The 20,129-nt window shown below is 48.5% G+C and carries 17 protein-coding genes and 1 pseudogene; 14 read left to right on the top strand and 4 right to left on the bottom strand.

Features of this window, described 5'->3' with window-relative positions:
• Window position 1: 1 nt before the first annotated feature.
• The 4 genes from AC6ESP_RS19365 to AC6ESP_RS19350 are packed head-to-tail and all read right to left on the bottom strand — an operon-like array spanning window position 2 to window position 5,516.
• A complete protein-coding gene (locus AC6ESP_RS19365) occupies window positions 2–883 on the bottom strand; it encodes an ABC transporter ATP-binding protein (protein WP_497098378.1) in 882 nt (293 codons plus the stop codon).
• A 3-nt stretch (window positions 884–886) separates the two neighbouring features.
• Window positions 887–3,733 (bottom strand): ABC transporter permease, encoded by a 2,847-nt coding sequence (locus tag AC6ESP_RS19360; protein ID WP_497098377.1) that lies wholly within the window; start codon window positions 3,731–3,733, stop codon window positions 887–889.
• Between the two features lie 42 nt (window positions 3,734–3,775).
• Window positions 3,776–4,801 carry an efflux RND transporter periplasmic adaptor subunit gene (locus tag AC6ESP_RS19355; protein ID WP_497098376.1) on the bottom strand — a complete coding sequence of 342 codons (1,026 nt, stop codon included), beginning with the start codon at window positions 4,799–4,801 and terminating at the stop codon, window positions 3,776–3,778.
• Window positions 4,779–5,516, bottom strand: a complete 738-nt coding sequence (locus tag AC6ESP_RS19350) for an ABC transporter ATP-binding protein (protein WP_497098375.1) — start codon at window positions 5,514–5,516, stop codon at window positions 4,779–4,781. Before AC6ESP_RS19350 ends, AC6ESP_RS19355 begins: the two co-directional genes overlap by 23 nt.
• 315 nt (window positions 5,517–5,831) lie before the next feature.
• Here AC6ESP_RS19350 and AC6ESP_RS19345 point away from each other — a divergent pair, with 315 nt between their 5' ends.
• From AC6ESP_RS19345 to AC6ESP_RS19280, 14 genes and pseudogenes are all read left to right on the top strand, one after another.
• The gene (locus AC6ESP_RS19345; protein ID WP_497098374.1) at window positions 5,832–6,023 is read left to right on the top strand and encodes a hypothetical protein; all 192 of its coding nucleotides are present in this window, start codon (window positions 5,832–5,834) and stop codon (window positions 6,021–6,023) included.
• Window positions 6,024–6,100: 77 nt separating this feature from the next.
• Complete coding sequence (locus tag AC6ESP_RS19340; RefSeq protein WP_497098373.1) at window positions 6,101–6,943, top strand: lipoyl protein ligase domain-containing protein; 843 nt, start codon at window positions 6,101–6,103, stop codon at window positions 6,941–6,943.
• Window positions 6,944–7,442: 499 nt separating this feature from the next.
• Complete coding sequence (locus AC6ESP_RS19335; RefSeq protein WP_497098372.1) at window positions 7,443–8,036, top strand: TerD family protein; 594 nt, start codon at window positions 7,443–7,445, stop codon at window positions 8,034–8,036.
• A 26-nt stretch (window positions 8,037–8,062) separates the two neighbouring features.
• Window positions 8,063–8,644 carry a TerD family protein gene (locus AC6ESP_RS19330; protein ID WP_497098371.1) on the top strand — a complete coding sequence of 194 codons (582 nt, stop codon included), beginning with the start codon at window positions 8,063–8,065 and terminating at the stop codon, window positions 8,642–8,644.
• 84 nt (window positions 8,645–8,728) lie between these two features.
• The gene (locus AC6ESP_RS19325) at window positions 8,729–9,307 is read left to right on the top strand and encodes a TerD family protein (protein WP_497098370.1); all 579 of its coding nucleotides are present in this window, start codon (window positions 8,729–8,731) and stop codon (window positions 9,305–9,307) included.
• A gap of 65 nt (window positions 9,308–9,372) precedes the next feature.
• Window positions 9,373–10,656, top strand: coding sequence for a TerD family protein (locus AC6ESP_RS19320; RefSeq protein ID WP_497098369.1), 1,284 nt, complete (start codon window positions 9,373–9,375; stop codon window positions 10,654–10,656).
• Window positions 10,657–10,680: 24 nt separating this feature from the next.
• On the top strand, window positions 10,681–11,472 hold the full coding sequence (locus AC6ESP_RS19315; protein ID WP_497098368.1) for a TerC family protein: 792 nt from the start codon (window positions 10,681–10,683) through the stop codon (window positions 11,470–11,472).
• 105 nt (window positions 11,473–11,577) lie between these two features.
• Window positions 11,578–12,783: an HpcH/HpaI aldolase/citrate lyase family protein gene (locus AC6ESP_RS19310; protein ID WP_497098367.1), complete on the top strand. Its 1,206-nt coding sequence runs from the start codon at window positions 11,578–11,580 to the stop codon at window positions 12,781–12,783.
• A pseudogene (locus AC6ESP_RS19305) lies at window positions 12,725–14,029 on the top strand (phosphoribosyltransferase family protein); the annotation flags it as partial. The gene AC6ESP_RS19310 and the pseudogene AC6ESP_RS19305, both read left to right, overlap by 59 nt.
• A gap of 27 nt (window positions 14,030–14,056) precedes the next feature.
• Window positions 14,057–15,211 carry a cysteine protease StiP family protein gene (locus AC6ESP_RS19300; protein ID WP_497098463.1) on the top strand — a complete coding sequence of 385 codons (1,155 nt, stop codon included), beginning with the start codon at window positions 14,057–14,059 and terminating at the stop codon, window positions 15,209–15,211.
• Window positions 15,208–16,002, top strand: a complete 795-nt coding sequence (locus AC6ESP_RS19295; RefSeq protein ID WP_497098366.1) for an HAD family hydrolase — start codon at window positions 15,208–15,210, stop codon at window positions 16,000–16,002. Before AC6ESP_RS19300 ends, AC6ESP_RS19295 begins: the two co-directional genes overlap by 4 nt.
• A 67-nt stretch (window positions 16,003–16,069) precedes the next feature.
• Window positions 16,070–17,083, top strand: a complete 1,014-nt coding sequence (locus AC6ESP_RS19290; RefSeq protein WP_497098365.1) for an ATP-grasp domain-containing protein — start codon at window positions 16,070–16,072, stop codon at window positions 17,081–17,083.
• 148 nt (window positions 17,084–17,231) lie between these two features.
• A complete protein-coding gene (locus AC6ESP_RS19285) occupies window positions 17,232–17,918 on the top strand; it encodes a hypothetical protein (RefSeq protein ID WP_497098364.1) in 687 nt (228 codons plus the stop codon).
• Between the two features lie 18 nt (window positions 17,919–17,936).
• Window positions 17,937–19,034 carry a toxic anion resistance protein gene (locus AC6ESP_RS19280; RefSeq protein WP_497098363.1) on the top strand — a complete coding sequence of 366 codons (1,098 nt, stop codon included), beginning with the start codon at window positions 17,937–17,939 and terminating at the stop codon, window positions 19,032–19,034.
• Window positions 19,035–20,129: the final 1,095 nt, after the last annotated feature.

The raw sequence follows: 20,129 nt of genomic DNA, 5'->3' as shown, positions 1-20,129 counted from the left end.
GCTAGCTTTCATCTGGTGGAGACAATACGATTCTGCCGCCCTCCAGCTCGACCCGAACTTTGCGCTTGTCTTTGAAGCCGGCCGTTTCCAAGTAGCCAGATGGCACTTGGAGGCGGCCGGCTTTGTCTAGAACAGCATATTCCACATGCGATTCTCTCTCCGCTGCCTCATGCTCGGAGAGCTCTGCCAATTCCTCCAAGTACGATCTGCGGCGAAGCATCTCCGAGGAGATTTTGCCGTCACGAATAGCCACAACCCTATCCACCTTGCGGGCGAGCTCAGGATCATGGGTGACAATAACGACCGTCAAGCCAAGCGTCCGATTAAGCTCTCTGAACAGCTCCAGAATTTGTGAGGCCATACGCGAGTCGACTGACCCCGTCGGCTCATCGGCGAGCAGCAGTCTGGGATGATTAGCAAGCGCAATAGCGATAGCAACTCGCTGCTGCTCGCCTCCTGACAGCTGCTGCAGCTTATTGTGTGCGCGGTGGCTCAAGCCCACTGCCTCCAGCAGCTCGCGTGCCCGCTCCTGCTTGCGCCGGCCATTCAACAGAATCGGCAGCTCCACATTCTGCTGGGCCGTTAGGTAAGGAATAAGATTACGGGCATTATTTTGCCAAACGAAGCCGACACTCTCCCGCTTATACCGAACCAAATCACGTTCCTTGAACTTCATGAGATCCTTGCCATCGACAGATAGTCCTCCTGCAGTCGGACGGTCAAGCCCACCCAGCATATTCAGCAGGGTTGACTTGCCGCTGCCGCTGTTGCCGATAATCGCCATCAGCTCACCTGTCTCCACATGCAGATCAAGTCCCTGCAGCGCGAATACTTCAAACTCCGCAGCCTTGTATATTTTGACTAAGCCTTCACAGTGAATCAACGGTTAATCCTCCCCTAGCTTAATCGCCTGATGAATTTTCAATCGCGACAGCATATAGCCAAGAATGCATAATCCAATGACGATAGTCATCCCAACGAAGAGATAGATTCGGATGGAATCGGCTGGGTCAACAATGACGCGGAATGGCGGCACAAGTGTCTTCGCGTCGAAGGCATTCTGGAACACCGGAACGAATAGACGGCTTGTTGCAAATCCCGTTATTAGACCAATCACAATGGAAGCTCCCGAAGTCAGAAGCTGCTCGGCAGTCAGCATCCCGAGCAGCTGGCGCAGCGATAGCCCCATTGCCCGCATAATGCCATTCTGCAGCGTTCTTCCGCGCAGGACGAGCATCCAGTATAAGAGAAAGCCAGTGAAGCTCACAGCCAGTGAAATTAGGAAACCTAGCGTCAGCGTGCCATTGACCGCCATGAGGAAGGGATCTGTCTTCCCTATACGCAAATCTTCCGTCGTATCTTTAATAGCGGTAATAGCAAGCTTCCTATCCTCCATATCACGGTAAAGCTCACTTAGCGATGCATCCGGCCTCAGCTTAAGCCATACCTCATAAGGCTCCAGAGACAAATAAGTCTGGATCTGCTGGCGATGCCCGACAATAAGGTTAGGCGGAGGTGATTGCGCTGATTGTGGGTTCGGATTAAACGTCGGAAAATAATCAATGACAGCGAACACGACGAATGGCTGCTGGTCTACCCCATCCCAGCCTACCCAGATCGTATCACCAGCTTGTAATTGGCTGTTCTCCGCCAGTGTCCTTGAAATCAGAACGGACTTCGGCTCCCCAGCAATGACATTCAAATATTCATAGTAAGGATAGGGAAGCAGACCATTACGGAACCATGATGTATAGCCGAAATCATCTGTATCGATACCCATGAGGGTCGCTAGCCCATTCGTTTCATTAGCAGAGAACCTTGCCGTCTCCTTCACGAATACCTTGGCCGCATGCTCGACGCCCTTAAGCTCGGTATAGGGATCGAATGGAGGCTCGGTGTAATGAATCTGCTTCGATCCCGCCAGCTCCGGCTCAGAAGACGTAGGTGGGCCGCCTGTTACGGACGGCGGTGGAGCATCATTGGGCCACTCCGTCTGCACGACGATATCCGCCCCATTGCTGTAGCGTATCCGATCCTCGACATTGCTGTTGATTGTCCTTGCCGCACTAGCACTGAACATACCCGTCGCAATCGTCATCATTAGGAAAATCATTAGAAATTGGTAGCTTGCGATGGAGCGGCCAACCTGAATGAGGGTCGCATACAGAGAAGGAGGCCACCACTTCCGCCCCATCCAGTAGATGAGCCGCAGCAAATAAGGGTAGACACGAAGCAGCAGCATCCCAGCTCCTATGATGAATAATGCAGGAACAGCGAATTGAAGCGGATCAATCCGCAGATCTTCATTCCCAAGCCCTAGGCTCTGCAGAGTCTCCATCCTGCGGCGGAAGATCCATAGGCCATACAAGGATAATCCCAATGCGATCCCATCGAGATAAAATTTGTGCCAGAGCGGTGTATGGTGCATTCTCGCCATTTGCTGCTTGTGACTGACAATCGTTGCTCTCGTAGCAGCAATGACTGGGGCAAGCATGATAAGCAGGGTACTTAAGGCCGCAAGACTCGCATACAAGTAAACCTCGCTACTCAGCTGAACGCGAATACCAGAGCGCTGTACGAATGACATGAACCCATTGGAGGATCCCAGCACCTTGGTGAGGAACAGTCCAAGCGGGGGACCAGCGGCGACGGCTATGCCACCGAGCACGCTATACTCCACGATATAGGACAATACAATCTGCAGGCGTGAGGCTCCGCGGCTTCGCAGCACGGCAATCTCGGTCTTTTGCCTATTCGTAATCAAGTTGGACACCATGAAGACATACAAGGCAAGCATGACAAGCACAGGCACGTTCAAGGACCACATCAGAACACGCAGGCTCCCCGCCCGGTCAAAATACTGCTGAATAACATCCATGGACTTCGCTTCCAGAGTATCCTGATAATTCGACCTCATTCTCTCTCTTACGAGCTCCACAGCCTGCATATAGCTTGTAACATTACTTAGCTCAAGCTTCGAATAATCAGGGGCAAAATACCAAGAATTAGAGCCAATAAGGATGACAGAGGGCTCTAGCAAATCCGTCTCCAGCAAAGTCCGATTCATCAATAGGACGTTACTGAAGCTGCTTAAATCACTCGACTGGAAGAACAGGTCGTCATCCGTTATTTTGGTGAATACCCCTACTGGCTTGACTTGAACACTGCCTTTTACATTCTTGTCCTCAATCGTAAATACAGTGCCAAGAACAGCGTGAAAGAAGCTAAGGGCCTTTTCCGTCACCAGCACCTCATAGACCCCATCTACCGGCGCGTCAGCAGGCATCCGGCCATCGATAAGCCGAATGTGCTGCTCCACATCCGTAATCCCGCTCAGCCTCGCTCTTAGGACCGTATTCGGCTTAGTCTCGGACAGCTGATCGGATTTCATCTGGAATAGATTCGTCTGGATCTCCGATGTCTGCGCGAGCAGCGGTACGGGCAGCGCCTTAATAACAGCATCCGCAATAAAACGATCATCACTTGCTTGCTTGTGCAGTCTTTGAGCACCCTCGGATGAGCCTGCATAGACGAACTTCGCATAGATAGCACCTGGATATTGATTGCCCATACTCGTCTCAAGCTCCTTAACTAGCATGCGGGACAAGATTGCCTCTGTATAGGTTGGAACACTCGATACAAGGCCAACGGTGATGATTAGGCCCATAAGCAGGCTGAGCTCGAGCCATTTGTTTTGCGTCATTTTGCGAATAATCATAGACAATAATGCCACAGGTAAGCCTCCGCTCCTTAAGGAAATCTTATGATGCCGGCACTAATTCAATACGATAGCCTGACCTTCCTCCAGACCCGCAGTAATCTCTACCTTCGTAGAGGATTGAATACCGACCTCCACATCGATCTCCCGCAGCGCCCTGCCCTCCAATACTCGGACGAATGTCCGGCCCAAATAGGATCGCAGGCCGCTTCTTGGAATGATAAGTGCATCCGTATGCTCGGTTAATATAATAGCCAAATCGCCGCTTGTACCCATTGCCAGCTCGGCAGGCAGCTTATCCAGTGTAATATACAGTGTGCTTTTATACTTGCCTGCTAAGCCTTCATTCGTCGTTGCAGGTGCCGACGAGGGTGTCTGCACGACTAGACCAATACCCTTGAAGCTGTCTTTGATCATAACCTCGGCCTTCATGCCTACCTCCGCTTCGGCAATTAGTCCAGAATCCGAGGACTGATAGGCGAAGCGCAGCTTATTCGGATTGGCTACTCCAACCAGCGTCTGATAAGGCTCAACGAGATCCCCCGTCTTCAGGTCCTCGACGAATACGACAAGCCCATCCATTGTTGCCCGGAGCTGACTTGTCTCCAGTGCCTCAGCGAGCTTATCAGCCTTCAGCTGCTCGATCTCCAGCTTCAGCTCAGCCATGCGAAGCAGCTCCTCATCAGACGAGCTTCGCTTCTGCTCCTTCAAGGCATATTCAGACTGCTGAAGCACAAGCTTCTGCTCCAGAAGCTGAACATCCAGACCATCAACGGTCAGCTCAGCCAGCAGATCGCCTTTCTTCACCGTATCCCCAGATTGAACATGCAGCTTCTTCAGCCTGCCGCCCTTGGCTGTGAATTGCGCCAGCTCCGTCTCCGTTGATTCGAATACCCCTGTTCCCTTTATCTCTCTGCGAATAACATCCTTCTTCACAAGCTCGGTTGAATAATTCTGTTCAGCAGGCTTCACAAGCGGCGGCTTAATCGCCTCCTCCTCCGGGGGAATGAGTGAACAGCCTAACAGTAGAGAAATAACGATCAACGACGCCGCAGCAAGCCTATGTCGAGGAAGCTTCAACAATGATTCCATCCTCCAATTCATATACTTCATCGACGATCTCCATAATGGCTGGATCGTGAGTCGTCATAATAATGGTCATTCCTTCCTCGGATACGAGGCTGCGAAGCCCGCTTAAAATATGCAGTCCCGTACGGCTGTCCAGCTCCGCAGTAGGCTCATCTGCCAGCAGTAGCTTCGGCTTATGCGCAATGGCACGGGCTATCGCCGTTCTCTGCTGCTCCCCGCCTGACATCTCGAAGGGACGATGATGCATGCGCGGCGTGAGCCCAACATAATCAAGCGCCTGCAGGGCTGCCTCCTTCCTTCTATTGGAAGGCACTCCCGCAATTCTCATGGCGAACTCGACATTCTCATACGCAGACATGAGCGGGAATAAAGCGAATGATTGAAAAATAAGTCCCATCTCCGTTCGCCGTTTATCTCCTCTCTGCTTATCTGACAGCTCACTAAGCACATCACCTGCGAATGTAATGGTGCCTTCGGTAGGCAAGTCCAGCCCGCCTATTAAATTAAGCAGTGTCGTCTTGCCGGAGCCTGATCTGCCCTTCAACGCCACAAGTCTGCCCGGGGCGATTGATAAATGAACGCCCTGCAGCACGATTGCCGCCTTAGGTCCGCGCCCGAAGGTTCGCTTCAGCCCAGCTACTCGGAGAAGCTCTTCACTTCTCTGAGAGGGGCCTGTCTGATCCGTCAATATTGAAGCAGAATCTCTCATATTCTCAGCTCCTCTATCCCTCACATTCATTCCTTCACATGCTTCTATTCGTGTGCAATTAGGAGGCTATTGTCCCACCAGAAGACTACTTACAATTATTTGTAAACTGGAAAATCACCTTGGATTTTACAACAATATATAGGGGTTGTAAATCAATTTCTGTAACCGCTTGCAACCTGCTTATTACCCTGATTCCATTGCATCCAATCTTAAGGTTTTCTCATGCAGAGAAGTGATTCATTCCACGCCCCATGGTTAATTAAAGGATAGAAAGTCTACAACAAACCGACCAAGCGTCGAAAGGGGATATTTATAATGAAAACAACACTTAAGATGAGCTCCAGATGGATCGCGGTTGCTGCGATGAGTGCCGTTATTCTACTCACTGCTTCTGCATGCAACAACACGACGGATAACAATGTCAACGATAATGTGAATAACCCGCCAGCTGCGACTACTGACCCTGCTGCAACGAACGGTATGACAGATGAGACCATCGCTCCTTAACATAGGCTGGCATCTTGTAATGGCCTCTAGTGATCGTTATGATTAATTCAAATCATAACGACGAGTGAGGATGCGGCATGAATGCTATTGAACAATTAGGACTAGACCATATATTGCTGCTTGATCGAATGAATGATCTGTCGCAGGAGGATGTACTCTATCCTTTTGCATTAGATGAGCTGCTATGCAGAAATACGGGACAGGGTGGACCTGCTATATGCCATATTTGGCGGCATCCGCAAGCCTTCGTCATGGGTCTCCGTGACAGCCGGCTGCCTGGTGCACCTGCAGCACAGCGCAAGCTTGAAGCTGAAGGCTGGGCTACTGCAGTTCGCAACTCTGGAGGTGCAGCCGTACCTCTTGACCTTGGAGTTGTCAATTTGTCGCTTATTCTGCCGAAGCCTAGCACGCTGGACTTCCATTTCCATCAGGATTTCGAACGGATGTATGGTCTCATTCAGCATGCCCTGTACGAAACAGGATACAGCGTCGATAAAGGTGAGATTGCTGGGGCTTATTGCCCCGGAGATTTCGATCTCAGCATCGATGGCTTCAAGTTCTGCGGCATCGCGCAGCGGAGGCAGGCCCATGCCTTCATCGTTCAGGCCTTCGTCATCGCGGAAGGATCAGGCCAGCAGCGTGCTGAGCTGGTCCGCTCCTTCTATGACATTGCCGCTGCAGACGCCATAGATTCAGATCACCCTATGGTCGAGAGCAGCAGTACTGCCAGCTTGGCTGAGCTAGCTGGGCTTAAAGAGAATGGCGCGTCTGTCTTCGCTGAGGCTGTGAAGCGGACGATTCGCCGCGGGCAGACAGCCGCTGGGCTCGAAGCCGCGGCGAATCGCTTCGTCATGCCAACGCCAGAGCAGATTGCGGAGATGATCAGCACGCTCCGCAGCCGATATGCGATTCAGTCTTAATTGGCATAGACCGCACAAAATAAGCGATCAACCGAGGTTGATCGCTTTTTGACGAGCCTGTATGTATCTAGAATAAATTAATCATTAGAAAGAAGGAGTGATAGTAGAAAGAGACCATTAATGAGGATTAAGGCAGCAACAATAAGTGTATTCTTGTACCTTTTTATAATTTCCATGCGACCACCTCGCGCTTACTTATTTTCTTACTTTTAATTATCTCGTTTTTTGTTTATTTTTTCTACATCTTTTTTCGTAAATACGTAGGTTTTTGGAATCATCCCTTAATCGCACCAGCCCATATAGAGAACTAGTTTTACATACATTTAAATGTCATAATAAAGAGGTACTATTAAGGATGTGTAGAATTATGTTTTATCCCACTTTTTTTTGGAACTTTATTGTCGAATAGGCGTATTGGTGGGTATGTTATGACATTGCTGCTTCCATTCATGGATGAACAGCATTAGAACCTCATTCTTGGAAAGGAGGTGCAAATACGATGAGTATCTCTCTCGTGAAAGGTCAGAAGGTAGACTTAACTAAGGGAAACACCGGACTTAGTAAAGTTATTGTAGGACTCGGCTGGGACCCAGCAGAAGTTAAAGGCGGCTTCTTCGGTATGAAAAAGGCTGCTAACGTGGACTGTGATGCATCCGCATTATTGTTGGATGCTGATGGCAAGCTAAGCGGTGAAAAAAATCTAGTTTGCTTCTACAACAAGCAGAGTGGTTGTAATTCCGTCGTTCATACTGGGGATAACATTACAGGCGCTGGCGAAGGCGATGATGAGCAAATTATTGTTCAGCTTGACCGCGTTCCATCGCATATCCACAAAATCCTGTGCGTGGTCAACATCTACGAATGCGAATCGAGAAAGCAAGATTTCGGCATGATCAAATCAGCTTTTATCCGCATCGTGAATCCCGCTAACAATCAAGAGCTGATTCGTTTCAACCTTACAGATAGCTATGCTGGCAAAACAGCACTCGTTGTTGGTGAGCTTTACCGACACAATGGGGAATGGAAATTCAATGCAATTGGCGAAGGCGCTCACGCTGCCCACGTCGATATTCTTGCACGTCAATACCAATAATCTATAACGAAATGAGGGTTTCTTAAATGGCTATCAGCTTATCCAAAGGACAAAAAATCGACCTTACCAAAACCAATCCGGGTCTAACGAAGATTACGGTAGGTCTTGGCTGGGATACAAATAAATATGATGGCGGCAAAGACTTCGACCTTGACGCTTCCATCTTCTGCTTGAACGCACAAGGTAAAGCGGGCTCAGAGTCTGATTTTATTTTCTACAACAATCCAAAGAACGGCAACAGCTCTGTTGTTCACACTGGCGACAACCGTACTGGCGCTGGTGAAGGCGATGATGAGCAAGTAGCAATTGATCTTGCTGCTGTTCCTGCAGAAACTGACAAAATCTCCTTCTGCATCACAATCTATGATGGACAAGAGCGCAGCCAAAACTTTGGACAAGTATCCAACGCATTCGTTCGTATCGTTGATGAGCAGAGCGGCACTGAGCTGATCCGTTACGATCTTGGAGAAGATTTCTCTGTTGAAACGGCAGTTATCGTAGGTGAGCTGTATCGTCATTCCGGCGAATGGAAATTCAGCGCAATCGGAAGCGGCTTCCAAGACGGCCTAGCTGGTCTTGCTCGCAACTTCGGTCTATCTGCTAGCTAATATCGTTATTTACCCGTAAGGGTCGCCTGTGGCGGCCCTTTCTTCAGAATCAATAGCTTGCTAGGAAAAAGGAGGATGCATACGATGTCCATCAATCTATCCAAAGGGCAACGAATTGATCTTACTAAAACGAATCCAGCCCTTACCAAGGTTGTTCTCGGTCTAGGCTGGGATACGAACAAGTATACAGGCGGTGGTGAAATTGACCTCGATGCGAGTGCATTTCTACTTCACCAGGATGGCAAAGCCAAGGACGAGAAGGATTTCGTATTCTACAACGCTTTAGTTGCCTATAACGGAGCCGTTGAGCATACAGGAGATAATCGCACAGGTGATGGAGACGGGGACGATGAGAAGATTAAGATTGATTTCCTTAAGGTTCCTGCTCACATTCAGCGAATTGGGATTAGCGTTACCATCCATGATGGCGAGTCCAAGCATCAGAACTTTGGACAGATCTCCAACGCATTCGTCCGTTTAGTAGATGAGTCAACGGGACAAGAGGTGCTGCGCTACGATCTGGGTGAAGACTTCTCTGTCGAGACAGCGATTGTATTCTGCGAGCTGTATCGTCATGGAGCGGATTGGAAATTCCAAGCCGTCGGGTCCGGCTTCTCTGGCGGACTAGCTGCACTGTGCCGCAACTATGGACTAACTGTGTAATTCCAGGTGGCAGGTCCGCCGATCCTCAATTTCCATAATATTAACTAGCGAAGGGTGGTATACGTATGGAGCTGGCATTAACAAAAGGCCAAAAAGCAGATATCACCAAAAACAATTCTGCCTTGAACACCCTCGTAGTGGGGATGGGCTGGACTAGCTCACCAGGCATTGATGTCGATTTCTCAGCCTTTCTATTGCAGGCCAATGGGAAAGCCTCTGGTGATCATGATTTGATATTCTACAGTAACCCTACTGATGCTAGCAGCTCTATTAAGCTGGCAGGCGATCACAAACAGAACTATGCAGGCAGCGTTGATAAGGAGCAAGTGAATATCCGTATTAGCGATGTACCCCGAACGATTGAACGTATTTCGTTCACCTTAACTATCTATGATGGGGAAACGAGAAAACAGAACTTCTCTAATGTGAAAGATGCATACTTACGTATTATTGACCAAGGAACAGGCCGCGAAATTCTGCGGTATGAGATTGGACAAAATTTCTCTTCCGAGACTGCCATTGTCGTAGGAGATTTATATAGATATAACGGCGAATGGAAATTCAATGCCATCGGATCTGGATATACAGGCGGACTGGCTTCACTATGCAGCAGCTTTGGAATTGAAGTGAAGGCTGATGCTGATGTGAAGGCTCCAGTTCCTGCTCCTGCTGCACCAGTGAAAGCCCCTGTTATTCCGCCGAAGCCGCCGGAGCCCATACCACCTGCAGCAGAAGTCTCATCCATTAGCCTCAGCAAGATCTCACTTAAGAAGCATGGAGATACGATTAACCTACAGAAGAAGTCTGGCTCACTAGGTGAGATCGTCATTAATCTGAATTGGAATCAGAAAAAAGCATCCACTGGATTTTTCAGCCGCTCAAGCGGAGGTGTCGATCTTGATGTTGGATGCCTGTATGAGCTTAAGAACGGTCAGAAGGGTACTGTGCAGGCACTGGGCAACAGCTTCGGCAGCTTAACCAGTGCACCCTATGTGTCACTGGACGGTGATGATCGCACGGGCTCTATTAAGACTGGAGAAAACCTTAGAATCAATGGAAATAAAGTATCTGAGATTAAGAGAATCGTTATCTATGCTTATATCTATTCAGGTGCAACCAACTGGGCTGAGGCTGCCGGCGTAGTTACCATCGCGCAAGCAGGCGGACCAGATATTGAAGTGCGCATGGACGAGCATAACAATCGAAAAGGAATGTGTGCCATCGCGATGATTGAGAACGTAGATGATCAGACCTTCAGCATACAGCGGCTTGTCCAATATTACTCTGGGCATAGGGAGCTTGATGAAGCTTATCGCTGGGGTCTTCGATGGGTTAAAGGAAGTAAATAACGCACAATCCGGAGGTTTTCACGCATGGTTGATTTTATTCAGAATGTGCTGTCGAATTTCGGTACCTTCTTCAGCTGGGACAATCTGTCCGAGGTGTTCACGAATCCTACCAACTGGGGGATCATTGCGACGCTTGTCCTGCTAGAAGGCTTACTGTCAGCGGATAATGCACTCGTATTAGCCGTTATGGTTAAGCATTTGCCGAAGGAGCAGCAGAAGAAAGCCCTGTTCTATGGCATTATCGGCGCTTATATTTTCCGCTTTATCGCCATCGGCGTGGGTGTCTATCTCGTCAAGATTACGTGGATCAAGGTCGCGGGCGGCTTGTATCTATTGTGGATTGCCTTAAGCAATCTATTCCATCTCGAATTCAAGCTTGCCCGTGTTGGCGGCATCCCTTTAATTCCGTACATCGGCAAGAAGAACAAGGAAGAAGATGCTGAGGTTCAGAATAAAGGCTATGGCTTCTGGCGTACGGTGCTTGCTGTAGAGATTATGGATATTGCCTTCAGTATCGACAGTGTTCTCGCGGCATTCGGTGTCAGCGAAGAAGTGTGGGTTCTGTTCCTAGGCGGTATTCTCGGCGTTCTTATGATGCGTGGCGTTGCTCAAGTATTCCTCAAGCTTATCGACAAGTTCCCAGAGCTTGAGAAAGCGGCCTTTATTCTCATTATCGTTATCGCTGTCAAAATGATTGCAGGCGCATACGACTTCCATGTATCGCATGCATTATTCTTCAGTCTAATCGTCGCTGTATTCGGAGGAACCTTATTATTCAGCGCTTGGCGCAAAAGAAGAGAATCCCATACCGTATAGTCTAGTCATACGAATAAATCTACCAAAGAAATATCCCTCAATCGCTTACGAGGGATATTTTTTAAATCTACGTTTCTTTAATTAACACTTATAGGAGGGATTGCTTTGAGGTATTTCAACTATCTTACACCTGAAGAAGAGCAGAGTTTGTTTTATTCCCTTCCAACACATTTCAGTAACTATACGGATAAAGAAACGATAGCACACGCTATTGGTGCAGCGCTGTATATGCCTGCTACCAAAGATACAATTGCAGATGATCTCGCAGCGAATAAACATGAGGGGCTCGTATCGATGGTACTTGACCTTGAGGATGCCGTTGGTGACAATCAGCTCGAATATGCGGAGAATACGCTGAAGTCCTCCCTATTGAAGATTGGCTATTACATCTCCAGAGGCTTGCTGCGCAGCGACGATATCCCGCTTATATTCATCCGAGTACGCTCTGTTGATCAATTAAAGCGATTACTCTCTTTTTTCGGCGAGGAGATCGAATTCGTTACTGGCATTGTCTTCCCCAAGTTCAACGTGGAGACCGGCGGCGAGTATCTGCGGCTTCTCGCGGAATATAACGAGCGCTCGTCTCCATCAAGTCCAACGCTGTACGGTATGCCTATTCTAGAGAGCGCAGAAGTTATATTCCGGGAGACTAGAGTCGATACGCTGCAGGGTCTCTCTAAGCTGCTCAATGAACACAAACGCTATGTGCTCAATGTTCGGATTGGCGCAACGGATTTCTCCAGCCTGTTCGGTCTTCGGAGAAGCCCTGACCATACGATCTATGATATTGGCGTAATTCGGGATTGTATTGCGGATATCGTGAACATTTTCGGAAGAATGGATAATCAGTACGTCATCTCTGGGCCGGTATGGGAATATTTCAAGAGTGATCGAGTGTTCAAGCCGCAGCTTCGCCAGACGCCATTCGAGGAAAGCATGGGTCGCCATGGACGGCAATTGCGAATGGACTACATTAATAAATATGTGGATGGTCTCATTCGCGAAGTAGCTATGGACAAAGAAAACGGCATTATTGGAAAAACGATTATTCATCCTACTCACATTAAGCCCGTGCAATCCATGCTTGCGGTTACTCATGAGGAATACATGGATGCCCTCCATATCATACAGAATAACCATGGTGATGTGGGCGTGATGAAGAGCCGTTATGCGAACAAAATGAATGAATTCAAGCCCCATATGACTTGGGCCAAACGAATGCTGATCAGATCGAACATATACGGGGTGCTAAATGAAAACCAGAACTTCACCTGCTTACTCGCAGAAGAACGAGAATCCGCAATCGTATAATATTATCGGAGATTTGAAGGTTACGATTGAAGTGACCGGCAACGCCTTTAACCTCCCGCTGGAGCGTCTGTTCCAGATGGCTGCGCGTATGAATAAGAAACGCAGCTTCCTATTCGTAAGCAAAGTGCTTGGCAAGCACATCCCTGTGCAGCCACATGTGTCCCTGCTGTCAGGTGCAGCTCTCGGGCTGTTGTATCAACAGTTCAGAGGCCAGCCGCTTCCTATTGCTATGGAGCAGCTGCTTCATGCACTAGAGGAGCCTGAATACGCTGCTGACGTCTACCAACTCATGAAGAGCAGCAAGATGACACTGAATGAAGAAACCTTGTTCATTGGGTTCGCAGAGACCGCGACTGCGCTTGGACATAGCATGTTCGATATGTTCGATGGCCGCTGCAGCTTCCTGCATACGACCAGGGAGAGCATCAGCTACATGTCCTCACGCATCGATTTCGAGGAAGAGCATTCTCATGCGACCACGCATCGCTGCTATGCCAGTGATCCAGCCCTATTCGAACGCGCCGGCACGATTGTTCTAGTTGATGATGAGATGACGAGCGGCAAAACGGCGGTCAACATTATTCACGACCTTCATAAGCGCTATGGCAAGAAACAATATATCGTCGCCAGCCTGCTTGATTGGCGTTCACAAGCGGATATTAATCGATTCAGCGAGCTCGAACGGGAGCTTGGCGTAAGCATTAACTGTCTATCGCTCGTGTCGGGAAGAATGACCGTTCAAGGCGAGCCGATTGAGAGCACCAGTCAGCAGGTCGAGCAGCCTCTTCATTCAGATGAGCCATTCATCGATTTTCTACATGTTGATCATTATTTTTCCAGCTTCCCTGCTTTGAATCAGGATGTGGCTTATCTCAAGCATACAGGACGCTTCGGGCTTACCGCACAGGAGAGCCTTGTGCTTGATGCGGAAGTGACTGAGGCAGCCGCTTTTCTAAGAGAGCATAGAGCACCTGGCAGCAGGACGCTGTGTCTCGGTACAGGAGAGTTCATGTACGTCCCTATGCGGATAGCCGCAGAGCTGGGTTCTGGCATCTCCTATCAATCGAGTACACGCAGTCCTATTCACCCCTATCCGGAATCACCGTACGCCGTTCATTCCGCTTATCGATTCGCCTCACCCGAGCATCAGGATGTTGCGAATTTCGTCTATAACATTCCGCATGGCCATTATGATGAGCTGTTTGTATTCATGGAACGTGAGGTAGCTGCCGCCCAATTAGAGGAATTCAGGCAGGTTCTGCTCTCGTTAGGAATTCCGCATATTCATATCGTCTATTGCAGCCGAACTCAGCTCTCCCCTCCTACGCCTATAGGCAGCTATAAGCCAGAGGATGTAACCTTCCTGCTGAAGGATCTTAGCCATGTTTCATTAGAGCAGCGAACCGAGGACCGTGAGGCCGCTATGCAGACGGGCGGGCATTATTCGGAGAGCCTGCCTATTGAGCGTCAGCCAACAGCTGAATACATTCAGCTGTTCCATGATACGCTGAGCGACACGGCTGTTCAGATTGCCACTGCGGTCGGAACCGTATCCGAGATGATCATTCATAAGCATGGAACGAACGTGGTGCTTGCATCACTTGCAAGAGGAGGCACCCCCATCGGCGTTCTTATTCATAGATACATGAAGCAGATCTATGGAATCGACATGCCCCACTACAGCCTCTCCATCATAAGAGGCAAGGGTATTGATGAGAATGCTCTGCTGTACATGCATCAGAACCATCCGGGCAAGCAGATCCAGTTCGTGGACGGCTGGACGGGCAAAGGCGCTATTCAGAAGGTGCTCATCGAGGCGTGCAGCTCCATGAAGCATAAGTACGGACTTTCCTTTGATAATGAGCTTGCTGTGCTTGCAGATCCGGGCCATTGCACACGGATATTCGGGACGAGAGCGGATTTCCTTATTCCGAATGCTTGCCTGAATTCCACCGTCTCGGGGCTTTTAAGCCGTACTGTGCTGCGCAGTGATCTCATTGGCCCACAAGACTTCCATGGCGCCAAATATTATAAGGAATGGGAGACAAGCGATCTTTCCCGCCTATTCGTCGACACGATCTCAGCCTATTTCGAGCAGACAGCCCCCCACTCCCAATTAGAGGCGAGGCAGAGACTAGACCATGCAGCTAGTAACCAGATTACTTGGCAGGGCATGCAGGATATTATCCGTATCCAAAGGGAGTTCGATGTTGCTGATATTAACTTTATTAAACCAGGCGTCGGCGAGACAACGCGAGTATTGCTGCGGAGAGTACCTTGGAAGATTCTTGTCGACAAGCTCGATAATCCCGCTCTCAAGCATATTCTCCTGCTGGCGAAGGAGCGCGGCGTACCGGCAGAGGAATATCCGAGCATGACTTATTCCTGCTGCGGCATTATACAAGCCTTGAAGGGAGATAAGGAATGATATTCGCAAGCGACTTAGACCAGACACTTATTTATTCAGATCGATCACGCGGAGAGACTGCCCTAGAAGATATGATTCCTGTGGAGCTGTATAAGGACAGATATATATCCTATATGACCAAGCCTGCTATAGCCAAGCTGCAGGAGCTGGCGAGTATCGTTCGATTCGTGCCTGTCACGACGCGTATTCCGGAGCAGTTCCATCGTATATTCGGAATCAGAGAAAGATTCAATCCCGAGTACATCATCGTCAGCAATGGCGGTACCATCCTTAGGAATGGACAGGTCGATCAGGAATGGAACAGCTTCATCCGCAGGGCTGTTCAAGAGCATTGTGCTGACCATACGGAAATTGCTAATTTGTTCTCTACGATCTCCTCTACCCATTGGGTGAAATCGAATGACCTCTGTGATGAGCTGTTCTACTCCATTGTTGTAGATAGAGAGTATGCACCCCATGAGGAATTGGAGCAGCTGAAGCTTCAGCTTGCCCCTCTCGGATGGAGCTATTCTCTCCAGGGCCGCAAAATTTATCTAGTTCCCGAAAAAGTAAGCAAAGGCTCTGCTATCCAATATGTCAAAGAGCAGCTCGCTTCCAATTATGTCTATGCAGCAGGCGATAGCCTGCTCGATGAAAGCCTGCTGCTCGCTGCCGATTATGCGATCTCGCCAGTACATGGAGAGCTGGGCCGCTCTTATAGCTCTCATCCACATATACAATTCACCAAGGCCAGAGGCGCGCTTGCCTCTGATGAGCTGCTAGATTCCATTCTTGCGCATATCCGCAAATAAATAACCGCTTAGGTTAACTTAGCTTAGCTGCATCCATTCCTCCTACTATTTGAAAGAAGGTATTTAGATGACTCGTGTGTATATGAATCGTTGGTTTTCTGTAGCTTATCATTATATCAATATGATTCGGAACAATCCGAATGGCGAGCCATTCGAATTCTACGGCACACATCCGGATATTAACCACATGTCTTTGCTTGCATCCGATCATATTGAAACTGAACCGGACGTCCATGGTCTGGAATACGTGGAGTTCTGCGTGGACTTCTGCAAAAGAAACCTGATCGACATCTTTATTCCTCGGCTTCATATGGAGGAAATATCACGCTATGTCCATCTCTTCGATGAGATTGGCACGAAGGTGATGGTCTGTCGAGATATTGAGCTGCTGGATTCAATGATCGAGAAGGATAAGTTCTATGAAGCGCTGCAGGATAAAGAGCTTGTAACGATTCCAGATTACCGTGTCGTGACTACGGCAGAGCAATTCAAGCAGGCTTATGAGGAGCTTACAGCAGCTGGACATAAGGTTTGCTTCAAGCCTACAATATCTGAGGGTGGCATGGGCTTCCGAATTATCGACAATGAGCGTGATCCGCTCAGCGACCTGTACGGCTATGTGACCCTGTCGACGACCTTTCAGCAGGCCTATGAAACACTGGCTCTAACGGAGCATTTCAAGCCTATTATGGTCATGGAGCTGCTAGGCGGGGTAGAATACAGCATCGACTGCGTGGCAACTGCTGAAGGAGAAATGCTGACAGCCATACCGCGCCGCAAATCAACGGGAAGAACCTACCTGCTGGAGGAATCCACGGAGCTGCTGGACATTGCTAATCGCATCGCGAAGAGCTTGCGAATTCCTTACGCTTTCAATATTCAAGTGCGATATAACAACGGCATTCCTAAGCTTCTTGAGATCAATCCGCGGATGTCCGGCGGCCTCTATATCACTTGTCTCTCCGGCGTCAATATGCCATATATGGCCGTACAAGCACTTCAGGGCAAGGCTATTACCCCTCCTGCTCCGCAGTTCGGCATACAGGCAGGCTACGTGGAGCAGCCTCTTATTATGAAATAAACGTTTGCTTGAAGAGGAGAGAGGGACATGTTGGTCTTTCTTTCCTTTTTAATTTCATTTGACTTCTATACACCACTAACTGGATAATTAACTAGAGATGGGCAAGCACAGACATTCAGATTGGTCATGTTAAAATGGAGGTGCCGCAATGAATGCAATGAAATTACCATTAAGCATCGCAGTTAGCAGTTACGTCGTTTCCGTTATTTTATACTTGGTCTCCTCCCCGTATATAGCTATTGCTATACCCACAGTCGGATTACTCATCTCACTATGGTGGAATCAGCGTACGAAGCAGCAGCAGGCAATAGCAGCTAGAGAGCAGGAGCCAGCACCTGCACAGATTAACCCATCAACTACTGGTTCACCACTCCCTTCAGCACCAGCTCAAGTGGACTCACCATCTACTCCTGCAGTGGTTACACCTAGCATTCAAGATCCCGAGCTTGCCTCTGCACTGGAATATATTGGTATTATTGAAGATATGGTTCTGCTGGAAGGCGAGAAAAATAATCTCGATGATGAGATTGTTCAGAAGACGCTGGCTCTCCTATCCCGGCTCAACCGACTCATTCCAGATTTAGTCGCTTTAGGAGACACCAGCATTAATCACAATATCGTCCGCTTGGTCAGAAAAGATCTGAATTCGACCATTAATCCGTTCTTACGCCTTAGCGGCGAAGCCAAGCGTCAGAACAGACGACTACTGCTCGATGGCATTAAGGATGTCGATTCTAAGCTTACCTTTTACACGCAAACGATTGAACAGAAGGACCTCATGGAGCTGCGCACGAAGGCCGAATTAATGCAGCAGCGTTATCGTCTTACCGACTAATGAATGGAGGAATGAACGATGGCTCAACAGCTTGTACAGTTAAAGAATGAAGATCTCCAGAAGCTGGAGCAAGAAGTACAGAGCACGATGCACAAGGTAGCAACTACGGATGTGATGAATCTCGATATGCTCATGGACGAGATCACGAAGAAAGGCCAGAAGACGCTGGAGCGCTCCGGACAGACGCTTACGATGCTCGAGAGGCCATTATCCGATCTGATGTCCGGCAAGCGCAACGAAGTCGCGAGCAATATGCTCAAGCTGCGGAGCGAGGTCGAGGACCTTAGCCGAAGCAAACAGCTGACGCTTGTGCAGAAGCTTCTTCGCAAAGCGCCGATGAAGGCTTATATTCATAAATATCAGTCGGCCAAAACGAATGTGCAGGTTATCGTCAAGTCACTGCGCGATGGCCGTGACAATCTCGAAGAGAACGTCGTGCATATGCGGAATTTGAAGCGCAGCAGCTTAGACAATGTCTATGATCTGCAGCTGCTTGTCGAATATGGCAATCGCCTTAAGAAGATGTTCGAGGATGAAATTGCTAAGCCTGAGAATGAGCTTAGAAAAACACAGCTGGAGCGCGGACTTCGGAAGGTTGTCACGAAGATTCAGACGTATACAGAGATGATTATGCTGTATCAGCAGGCAATTGCTGCTACAGACATTATTAATGATACCAACGATAAGCTGATGGATGCGCTCGACAGCTCGATTGACAAAACGCAGCATCTTATGTCGGTATCCGTTCTCATTGCCAGCGCTATTGATGATCAGATGAAGGCTATTGAAGCCGTCAACTCGACGAATGAGATGCTCGGCAATCAATTCGCAGAGAATGCACGTCTGCTGAATGAGACAAGCGAGAAGGCGAACCAAGCGCTTACTAAGCCTGCAATGAGCATGGAGCTGGTTGAACGGGCCATGACGGATCTCTTCTCTGCGATGGACAAATACGAGAACTCGAACCGCCAGATTATCCAGACCGTCTCCCAGCAGACGGAGAAAATGACACAAATCAATCAGCAGGTTGGACAGCGTCTTGGCATTCAAGGCGGCTCTGCAGCTAGTCAAGCCGCACTTCCTACTTCCCCAGCGGCTAAAGGCTTTTTGGAATAAGCTTAATAATGGACGAGCTCTTATGGAGCTCGTTTTTTTATGCCTTCAGAGCCGTATGACTCACCTCAGCTAGGAGATCATTGAGCATAAACTAGCAGAACCTGCATACCTTAATGAAAATATGAGGTAACGAGGTGACTAAAGCCATGATTGGAAGCATCGCGCTTGCTGCGCTCGTCATTGTGTTGATTGTCGTTGCAAGCTCAGAGAGAGCGGAGGCTATTGCTGAGTTGAATGTGCAGAAAGAATAAAATAATTAGTGCCTGCATCACTGCGAAAGTGGATGGTTCTTCCGATCGCTGTTGCCCCCAGATTTCCTCTGATTACATTTGAAAATGTAGAAATCCAGAGCAAAGGCGAACGCTACGCTTCTCCAGAATCCATCCACCTCTCTCCGTTCCTCCGGCCTTACTCAATTTCAACTTCTTCCTAGCATGAATAATAAAGATAATCTCCAGCTATCTCCTATTTTAATCCCCATTCCTTCCTCAATTTCACTCAATCTCTTATTAAGCGATGTATTCAAATTACCATTATTCGCAATTTGGGAGTTCTCGATTATGTTGTCCCCTTTGAGTTAGAAAAACGTGGGACGACTCATATACACCACATTGCCATATACTACGAAATTGAATATGTAAGCGGTGAACTGAACTACTACGCGGACACACCAAGCAATGATTCTGCTAGAGCCGAATGGATCAATATGAACCGGTTATCCGCAGACAATAGCTCTCCATTAGTTATGCAAGCACTAGCTTGGCTACAAGGTAAGAACGATCACCCCCTTGAATTAACAAGGTTAGATCATTGGATCGGAGCTGGAGGAGAACTGGAACCCACGTAATGTTGCAGAAAGGTCAGCATTATGAGCTGGAGGAGAGCTTGAACCCACGTAATGTTGCAGAAAGGTCAGCATTATGAGCTGAAAGAGAACTGGAACACCGATAATGTTGCACAAAGGTCAGCATTATGAGCTGAAAGAGGGTCAAGTCCAAATTTGTGTGTAAAATTCTCGATGAGTAAGGTTAGACGGTTAAGTCACGGAAACTTGCTTCTTATCCTTGGTTTTGCGCCAATCTAGGTAGGGTTTCA

It is taken from the genome of Paenibacillus xinjiangensis (assembly GCF_059686975.1).
Note: the sequence above shows the minus strand (reverse complement) of the source record. Positions and strands in the feature narration are given on the sequence as shown.

Excerpts from the sequence above, each read along its gene's own strand:
- AC6ESP_RS19350 (WP_497098375.1), bottom strand. The coding sequence starts at position 5,516 with ATGAGAGATTCTGCTTCAATATTGACGGATCAGACAGGCCCCTCTCAG.
- AC6ESP_RS19345 (WP_497098374.1), top strand. The coding sequence starts at position 5,832 with ATGAAAACAACACTTAAGATGAGCTCCAGATGGATCGCGGTTGCTGCG.
- AC6ESP_RS19340 (WP_497098373.1), top strand. The coding sequence starts at position 6,101 with ATGAATGCTATTGAACAATTAGGACTAGACCATATATTGCTGCTTGAT.
- AC6ESP_RS19335 (WP_497098372.1), top strand. The coding sequence starts at position 7,443 with ATGAGTATCTCTCTCGTGAAAGGTCAGAAGGTAGACTTAACTAAGGGA.
- AC6ESP_RS19330 (WP_497098371.1), top strand. The coding sequence starts at position 8,063 with ATGGCTATCAGCTTATCCAAAGGACAAAAAATCGACCTTACCAAAACC.
- AC6ESP_RS19325 (WP_497098370.1), top strand. The coding sequence starts at position 8,729 with ATGTCCATCAATCTATCCAAAGGGCAACGAATTGATCTTACTAAAACG.
- AC6ESP_RS19320 (WP_497098369.1), top strand. The coding sequence starts at position 9,373 with ATGGAGCTGGCATTAACAAAAGGCCAAAAAGCAGATATCACCAAAAAC.
- AC6ESP_RS19315 (WP_497098368.1), top strand. The coding sequence starts at position 10,681 with ATGGTTGATTTTATTCAGAATGTGCTGTCGAATTTCGGTACCTTCTTC.
- AC6ESP_RS19295 (WP_497098366.1), top strand. The coding sequence starts at position 15,208 with ATGATATTCGCAAGCGACTTAGACCAGACACTTATTTATTCAGATCGA.
- AC6ESP_RS19290 (WP_497098365.1), top strand. The coding sequence starts at position 16,070 with ATGACTCGTGTGTATATGAATCGTTGGTTTTCTGTAGCTTATCATTAT.
- AC6ESP_RS19285 (WP_497098364.1), top strand. The coding sequence starts at position 17,232 with ATGAATGCAATGAAATTACCATTAAGCATCGCAGTTAGCAGTTACGTC.
- AC6ESP_RS19280 (WP_497098363.1), top strand. The coding sequence starts at position 17,937 with ATGGCTCAACAGCTTGTACAGTTAAAGAATGAAGATCTCCAGAAGCTG.